At 48.2% G+C, this 8,158-nt stretch carries 5 protein-coding genes; 4 read left to right on the forward strand and 1 reads right to left on the reverse strand.

Annotated features, from left to right (window positions below):
* Positions 1-3: 3 nt before the first annotated feature.
* From ABDW72_RS03445 to ABDW72_RS03455, 3 genes are all read left to right on the forward strand, one after another.
* Positions 4-1,653: a S8 family serine peptidase gene (locus tag ABDW72_RS03445; protein ID WP_347157058.1), complete on the forward strand. Its 1,650-nt coding sequence runs from the start codon at positions 4-6 to the stop codon at positions 1,651-1,653.
* A gap of 215 nt (positions 1,654-1,868) precedes the next feature.
* Entirely contained in the window at positions 1,869-2,528 is a 660-nt protein-coding gene (gene rpe / locus ABDW72_RS03450) for a ribulose-phosphate 3-epimerase (RefSeq protein WP_347157059.1), read from the forward strand.
* Between the two features lie 16 nt (positions 2,529-2,544).
* Positions 2,545-4,977, forward strand: coding sequence for a TonB-dependent receptor (locus ABDW72_RS03455; RefSeq protein ID WP_347157060.1), 2,433 nt, complete (start codon positions 2,545-2,547; stop codon positions 4,975-4,977).
* 246 nt (positions 4,978-5,223) lie between these two features.
* Here the strand turns inward: ABDW72_RS03455 and ABDW72_RS03460 are convergent, their stop codons facing one another.
* A complete protein-coding gene (locus tag ABDW72_RS03460; RefSeq protein WP_347157061.1) occupies positions 5,224-6,093 on the reverse strand; it encodes a DUF2911 domain-containing protein in 870 nt (289 codons plus the stop codon).
* A 494-nt stretch (positions 6,094-6,587) separates the two neighbouring features.
* Between ABDW72_RS03460 and ABDW72_RS03465 the strand changes: the two genes are divergently transcribed.
* Positions 6,588-8,158, forward strand: a 1,571-nt coding sequence (locus tag ABDW72_RS03465; RefSeq protein WP_347157062.1) for an MBG domain-containing protein, incomplete at its 3' end; no start/stop codon positions are given.

Below are 8,158 nucleotides of genomic sequence, written 5' to 3' on the forward strand. Positions count from 1 at the left end.
GCGATGCGACAGCTGCTTCTCTTCATCGTCCTCCTGCTTTCTGCTTCGGCTGTCAGGGCACAGCAGGGCGCAGCAGTGCAGCAGCATTTGATCTACTTTACGGATAAGGAAGGTTCTCCTTTTTCTATTTCACAGCCGCTGGCTTTTTTATCGCCAAAGGCCCTGGAGCGCCGCCAGCACCAGCGCATTCAACTGACGCACCGCGACCTGCCTGTGAACCCGGCCTATGTAACAGGGCTAAAGCAGCAGGGTGTGGAGGTTCGGTATACTTCGCGCTGGTTTAATGCCGCCCTTGTGCAATGCAATGATGCAGAACTGGCCCAACTGGCGAACTTGCCTTTTGTAAAAAGAACCTATACGCTTCACCGCGAAACGCCCCGCACACAACTGCAGGCCGTAACCCGTCAGGAAGAAAAGATGGCCCTGACGCTGCAAGCGCCTGCACCAGTCAGTGCCGAAGCGTATGGAGCAGCCTTTCACCAGGCGAACATGCTGGGCGCTGTGGAGTTGCACCAGGCAGGCTTCCGCGGCGAGGGCATGACAATCGCCGTGCTGGATGCCGGTTTCCCGGGTGTTGATACAATAGCAGCTTTCTCGCACCTGTTTCAAGACCAGCAATTGAAAGGCACCTATGATTTTGTTCAGAAAGACTCTCATGTATTTGGGGCCAATGCACACGGCACTGCCGTGCTGAGCACTATTGCAGCTTATGCTCCTGGTAAAATGATCGGCACCGCCTATGCGGCGAATTTCCTGTTGCTACGTACCGAAGATGCCGCGACAGAGCATCATATTGAAGAAATAAACTGGCTGCTGGCGGCGGAATATGCCGACAGTGCAGGTGCAGATGTGATCAGTTCCTCCCTGGGGTATACTGTTTTTGATGCTCCAGCTGCCAGCTATACTTACAGCGACATGGATGGCAACACGGCCCTTGTCAGTAAAGCGGCGGACATGGCTGCGGCTACCGGCATGCTGGTGGTGGTAAGTGCCGGCAACGAGGGGAGTAGTAGCTGGCATTATATTTCGGCGCCTGCAGATGCTGATTCCGTGCTGACAGTGGGTGCTGTAGATTCCTTGGGTGCGAAAGCGGCCTTTAGTTCTTTTGGCCCTACTGCCGATGGCCGGACCAAACCAGATGTGGTGGCACTTGGCGCCAAGGCCTATGTACTGAACACTGCGGGTCAGGTGCGGCAAGGCAGTGGCACTTCTTTTGCAGGCCCGATCATGGCAGGTTTTGCCACATGCCTGTGGCAGGTGCGGCCTGCTATTACAAATTACCGGCTGATCCAGCTGCTACATGAACTGGGCAGCAATGCGGCCTCCCCGGACAGTGCCATCGGGTATGGAATTCCCACTTATGCGCACCTTATAACGGCGCTACCCGAACTCAATAGCCTGGGAACAGCCGCTATCACCAACCCCGTTCTTCAAGACGAGATCGTGCTTTCCCTTGGCACGGCATGGGGGCAACAGCCTGTGGTGTTGCATGTGTATGATACGACAGGCAAAATAGTGCATCAGGAGCAGCTGGAACCTAACCGCTCGCGGCATGAACTACGGTTGCAGGGAAGCCAACTGAAGCGGGGCGTATACATCTGCCGTTTGCAATCTGCTAAACAGAGTGCAACACTGCGATTTGTGAAATTGTAAATTCACCTACCTCCAAGCAGATCTGGTTACAGTAAAATGTCTAGTATGCATAGAGTTTATATACTATACATTTTGGCACCTTGCATCAATCCAGGTGCTTAACGCCAGAGGAGGCGATGACTCTTTCCTGAAGTCTCCTAAACAACCTGTCTCGTGTACTTGCACCAGAATATTACAGGTTTCTAATTTGTCATTAAAAACCTACCTTTGCAGGTATGACACCACTTATTGCTCCTTCTGTACTCGCCTCCGATTTTGCCAACCTGCAACAAGAGGTAGAGATGCTTAACCGCAGCCAGGCTGACTGGCTCCACATCGATATCATGGACGGCCGCTTTGTGCCAAACATTTCTTTCGGATTCCCGGTGATGGAAGCCATTAAGCGGCATGCGCAGAAGCCTATGGATGTACACCTGATGATCGTGGAACCGGAGCAGTACATCGAGCAGTTCCGGGAGGCGGGAGCATACTCTATTACAGTACACCTGGAAGCTTGTAAGCACTTGCACCGCACCATTCAGCAGATTAAAGCAACAGGCGCCAAAGCCAGTGTGGCACTGAACCCGCACTCGCCGGTGCTCCTGCTCGAAGATATTATCCAGGACCTAGACATGGTGCTGATCATGTCGGTAAATCCGGGCTTTGGTGGGCAGAAGTTCATTGCGCATACTTATCGTAAGATTGAGCAGCTGAAAAACTTAATTATTCAGCGTAATTCCGACGCATTGATTGAAGTAGATGGCGGTGTGAATGAACAAAACGCGCCATTGCTGCTGGCGAGCGGGGCCGATGTGCTGGTAGCGGGCAGCTTTGTTTTCTCCTCCGCCGACCCTATGCAAACGATTGCCGGTTTAAAGCAGACATCCTTTAAATAAAAATTTATACTTCCTGATGCTGAAATACCTGCCTTTGTGCCTGCTTCTGCTTTTGCCATGGCTTGTGTCAGCGCAGCAGGCCACCGTAGCAGGGCGTGTGCTGAGTCAGGAGCGGCAGCCACTGGAATTGGCGACAGTAGGCATTAAAGGCTCCACTATCGGCACGCATACCAAGGCAGATGGGACATTTGAGTTAGCCGTTCCCGCCGGGCAGCTGCTGGTACTGCAGGTGCGCTACGTTGGATACAAAGTGCAGGAGAAGCCGGTTACATTAACTGCCGGAGAAACCCTAAAGCTGGAATTCATACTTGCGCCCGACCCGCGGCAGTTGCAAACAGTAGATGTGCGGGGCAAGCGCGAAGATGATACACGCGAACAGGCAAGTATGACCAAGCTCGACCCACGGCAGATCAAGAACCTGCCTTCTGCCTACGGCGATTTTAACAAGGTGCTGGTTACGCTGCCCGGCGTCAGCAGCAACAACGAGCTTTCTTCCACCTACTCCGTCCGGGGCGGCAATTACGACGAAAACCTGGTATACGTGAATGGCATCGAGATCTACCGGCCATTTCTGGTAACGGCAGCACAGCAGGAAGGGCTCAGCTTCGTAAACCCCGACCTGGTTGGCAGCATTGAGTTTTCATCAGGAGGCTGGCAGCCCAAGTATGGCGATAAACTCTCGTCGGTGCTGGATATCAGGTATAAACAACCTGAAAAGTTTGCCGCTTCTGTTACGGGTAGCCTCACCGGCGGGGCCCTGCACCTAGAGTCAGCTTCCAGGAACAAACGCATTTCTTATCTGTTTGGCACCCGCTACAAAAACAGCCAATACATTTTACAGGGGCTGCAGGATAAAGGCGAGTACCGCCCTGCTTTTGCCGATGCCCAGGGCTATGTGCATATTGATTTGTCAAAAGATCCCTCACAACCCGGCCGGACGACGTTGGGACTGCTGGGGAGCTATGCGCAGAACAAGTATATCGTAGAGCCTAAAAGCCGCGAAACTACTTTTGGAACCAGTTCAACACCCCTCCGGCTGTACGTGGGCTTTGATGGGCATGAGTTAATGGAGTACCGTACGTACCAGTTTGGTGTTAACCTGGAGCACCATTTCACCAATAACCTGACGTCCACGATCATACTTTCCGGCATTAAATCCAGAGAACGGGAGTTTCGGGATATTGAGGCTGCTTACCGCCTGAGTGATGTGAGTACAAATGCCTATAATTTAGGCGAGGACGAGAAAACAAGAGGCGTCGGGAGCCAGTTTGATCATGCCCGTAACACGCTCCTGGCTAATATCCTAACCGCAGAGACGCGTAACAACTGGCGCTTGGGCAACCGTAGCCAGGTGCAGTTTGGCGCTAAAGCCGGCCGCGAAGCTATCCAGGACGAACTTTCTGAATATGGATTCCGGGATTCGGCTGACTTTGTGACGCCGGCCTATACTTTAAATTCTGATATAAACCTGAACAGCCTGCGCTACCAGGGTTATTTGCAGCATACGTACGAACTCGATTCGCTGAAGACCATCACCTATGGCGTGCGGGCAAGCTATTGGGATTATAACAAGGAGCTAACCCTTACGCCACGCCTGCAGTATTCCTTTATTTCCCCACATAACCCTAACCTGTCGTTTAAGGCAGCAGTTGGTTTATACTACCAGCCGCCGTTTTACCGGGAGTTACGCAACTACAACGGCGAGCTCAACCCCGACTTAAAAGCGCAGCGCTCCCTGCATGCCATTGTGGGTTCAGATTATCTTTTCCAGTCCTGGGGGCGTGATTTTAAGCTGTCAGCCGAGGCATACTATAAATACGTGACCAACGTGGTGCCGTATGATGTAGACAATGTGCGCCTGCGCTACTATGCAAAGAACAACGCCAGAGCCTATGCTGCTGGGTTTGATGTGCGTGTGAACGGCGAGTTTATAGAAGGAGCCGAGTCGTGGCTGAGCTTAGGGCTGCTCACCACCAAAGAAAACGTGCAAGGCGACTCCGTTACCATTTACCAGGATGGAAAAGCGGTAGGACGGCAGGAGCAGGGCTATATTCGCCGGCCCACTGATCAATTGGTGAACATCGGCATTTTCTTTCAGGACCACTTGCCTGACAACCCCACCGTACGCGTTTACCTGAATATGGTGTATGGTAGTGGCTTGCCATTTGGCCCACCCCGCCAGCCAGACTACCGTAATGCATTCAACGGCAAGTCGTACAAGCGCATGGACATCGGTTTTTCTAAAGTGATTATCGTGGAGAGTGATTTGGTGGAGCGGAAGAAAGTAGCTTTGCAAAGCTTGTGGGTAGGGCTGGAGGTACTCAACATCATCGATGCACCTAACCGCATGTCCTATACGTATGTCACGGATATCAATGGCCTGACGTATGCTGTACCCAATTACCTGACCGGCCGTAGGCTGAACCTCCGTTTTGTAGCAAGTTTCTGATATACTTCAGCAGGGTAGATTGCTTTGTAGTTGCTAGTTGGTTGTGCCGAATAAGTATAAATGTAACATAAGGTAAAGCGAATACTTTATACATACAACCTTAAATTTCCAGGAGCATAAGGTATCGCCTAGTATAATCCTAATCAATTGCTTCGCTCATTTGCTAGTTAGCGACACATCCTAAAACAAAAAGGGAATTCCTCAGCTGAGGAGTTCCCTTCCAAAATTGAATAGCATAAAATAAGATTACAGCTTTCGTTTCTTCCAGTCATTGTAAGCCGTTTCGATTTCCTTCGCATATGTTTTATAGCTGTCGGGCTCAGCGCTGCCCAATTGCATAGCTTTCGCTGTCAAGGTTGCCGCTATTTTGTACTCATTATTGTGTGCATAGAGCCGCGCTTTTACCCAGTTATTGTAGAAATTTTCCTTAATAGCAATGGATTTGTTGATCCACTCCAGCGCTTTGGGGTGCTGCTCTTTGTAGGGCAGCAAATATTCGGCACATTGCGCCCATATATACCAATCGTCGGGGGCAGCTTTAGCCAGGGCAGCATTTATATTAGCCAACGCCTTTTTCTCCACTTCCGCTTCAATGGGGACTGAAATCTGTGTGTTTTCCCAGGCTAAATTCAGGACTCCTTTGCTGGCGCTAATATCAGAGAAGGAGAATTGCATCGTTTCAGTGAAAGTGTGCTGCTTCGGCGTGATCGTAAAATAGGCCACATCATCCAATTCGTTGTATCCTTCCAGTCCCCAAAGCGTGGTATCTTTGTTTAGCACAATATTCCATGATTTTTCGTTGTCAGGAATAACAAAAAAGGAGTAAGTGCCGGCCGGAACACGTTCATGATTGAAGAAAACGTCATCTTCAAAAGTAATGAGCGTGGATTCATTGGCACCTGCCCTCCAAATTTTTCCATAAGGCACCAGCGAGCCAAACACTTTTCGGCCTTTCACCCCTGGTGCGTGGTACTTAACCGTAATTTCCGTAAGCCCAATTGTTTGCCTAACCATGGCCTCTGGGCTGGCCTGCGGCAATTCAACTTGAGCAGAAGCCGGGTTTTGCCCGAAGTACAAACAAATGAGTACAAAAAATCCAGCCAGATAACGCTTCATTTTAGCAACATACTTAAAAGTTATAACAGCGAATAAACTGTAAAAATGATGCCAAAAGCATCCGGTGTAAGGCTGCAAATGTAACAAAGTTCTAATAAGTCCCTCAAGCTAATTTTTTCTTTTACTTATCTTAACACTCTTCTTGCCAGTCATAAAAGCTGTTTAACCAGATTTATGACCTACAAAAAGTTGTAGATGAAGTATTTATAAAATAATATAAAATAATTTTTGAACTTTTACAACATTATTATCCATTTATGGTATAATGCTTCTAATTAATTGAAATAAAATCCCTTAAAGGTACCGAAGAAGCTGAAAGATCCAGCTGATAGAAATTCCAAGCACATGTAACGGAAACAGGTAACTCCTGTGCTATACTTTTCTCTGGAAAAGGAAGGCTAAAAGTCTAAGTTAATAGTCCACTTTGCTGTTGCTGTGGCTATAGTATATCCTATTCTTCCAACACAATTTACCAACCTTATAATTTTTACTGTATGAGTGTAAAACTTTTACTCAAGCAACGTGCTAACGAGTACCTTTACCTGCAGCGCTTCCTGCTGCTCATGGCGTTTCTACTGCTCAGCTCCTTCGGGCTGCAGGCCCAAACTGTCACAACTGACAAGGATGATTATTCGCCAGGACAGTATGTGATCATTACTGGATCAGGATGGCAGCCTGGTGAAAGGGTAGATTTTAGCTTCGAAGAAACACCCAAGCCTGCCACTTGTGTCAACCCGCATGATTTGTATGCTATTGCGGATGCGGATGGTAACATTTACAATAACCAGTTCTTAGTCAAAGAAAATCACTTAGGTGTGGCTTTTGTGTTAACTGCTACTGGTGAGACTGGAAGTATAGCAGTTACAAATTTTACAGATGGGAATATTTCATTTGCAACTAGTGGATTACCTTCTGGATCAAGTATAAGAGTAAATTGGAGCCATACCCAAGGACAAGGAGTGAATGGGGTTGAAACTTTTAATGCACCAGCACCCTCATCAACAATAGGTGTTAATAGTCAAACATTAACATTTATTTATGAAGCAACTTCTAACGGAGTTTCTTATAGTATAGTAGATTATACAATTGTTACAAGATTAAGTAAAGATAATAGTGTCATTAGTACAGTCAACCAAACGTCTAACTCTTTTCTAACTGGAGGTGGAAATGTTACACAAGTAATAACAGCTAACTACGTACCTTCAATCAAGACTACTAAATTATCTGTTGCCACTGCTTCTGGTACTTATGGAGGAACAACTACACTAACAGCAACTCTAACTTCAGGTACTACTAACTTAAGTGGTAAAACTGTAAACTTTTCTGTTAATGGAACGTCAGTTGGTTCGGCAGTAACAGATGTTAATGGAGTAGCAACTAAAACAAACATTTCTATTGCTGGTATAAATGCATCAACAACTGCTTATGTGGGAGCTGTTACAGCGTTTTTTAGTGCTGATGCAAGTTATTCAGCTAGTTCTGGTAGTGGTGATCTGACCATCACTCCAGCTTCAGCTACTATTACTGTAGCTGATCTTGAGAAGACCTACAACGGCTCTTCTCAAGGTGCTACTGTAAAGACTGAACCTGCTGGCTTAGCTGTGAATGTGACTTATGCTGGTTCTACCATTGTTCCAACGGCTGCTGGTACTTACGCTGTCGTAGCTGCCCTAAACAACAGCAACTACATTTCTAGTAATGGTACTGGTTCTCTTGTAATTGGTAAGGCTGCTACTACTACAGTAGTAACCCTAACTGCAGGACCTTTCACTTACACAGGCTCAGCGATCACGCCCGCTTCAGTAACAGTAACAGGTGCCGGTAGCTTGAGCCTGACACCAGATGCTGCTTATGCCGACAACATCAATGCCGGAAAGGCGAGCGCCAGCTACACTTACGCAGGAGATGCAAACCACATGGGCTCTTCTGACAGCAAGGAGTTCACCATCGGTAAAGCTGCTTCTGTAACGACTGTTGCCATCACAGGTGGACCTTTCACTTACACAGGCTCAGCGATCACGCCCGCTTCAGTAACAGTAACAGGTGCCGGTAGCTTGAGCCTGAC

Origin of the sequence: Pontibacter chitinilyticus, from assembly GCF_039748935.1 — a bacterium.
In the GTDB taxonomy this organism is placed as follows: domain Bacteria; phylum Bacteroidota; class Bacteroidia; order Cytophagales; family Hymenobacteraceae; genus Pontibacter; species Pontibacter chitinilyticus.

Coding starts and splice junctions, on each gene's coding strand:
- ABDW72_RS03455 (WP_347157060.1), top strand. CDS start 2,545: ATGCTGAAATACCTGCCTTTGTGCCTGCTTCTGCTTTTGCCATGGCTT.
- rpe (WP_347157059.1), top strand. CDS start 1,869: ATGACACCACTTATTGCTCCTTCTGTACTCGCCTCCGATTTTGCCAAC.
- ABDW72_RS03445 (WP_347157058.1), top strand. CDS start 4: ATGCGACAGCTGCTTCTCTTCATCGTCCTCCTGCTTTCTGCTTCGGCT.
- ABDW72_RS03460 (WP_347157061.1), bottom strand. CDS start 6,093: ATGAAGCGTTATCTGGCTGGATTTTTTGTACTCATTTGTTTGTACTTC.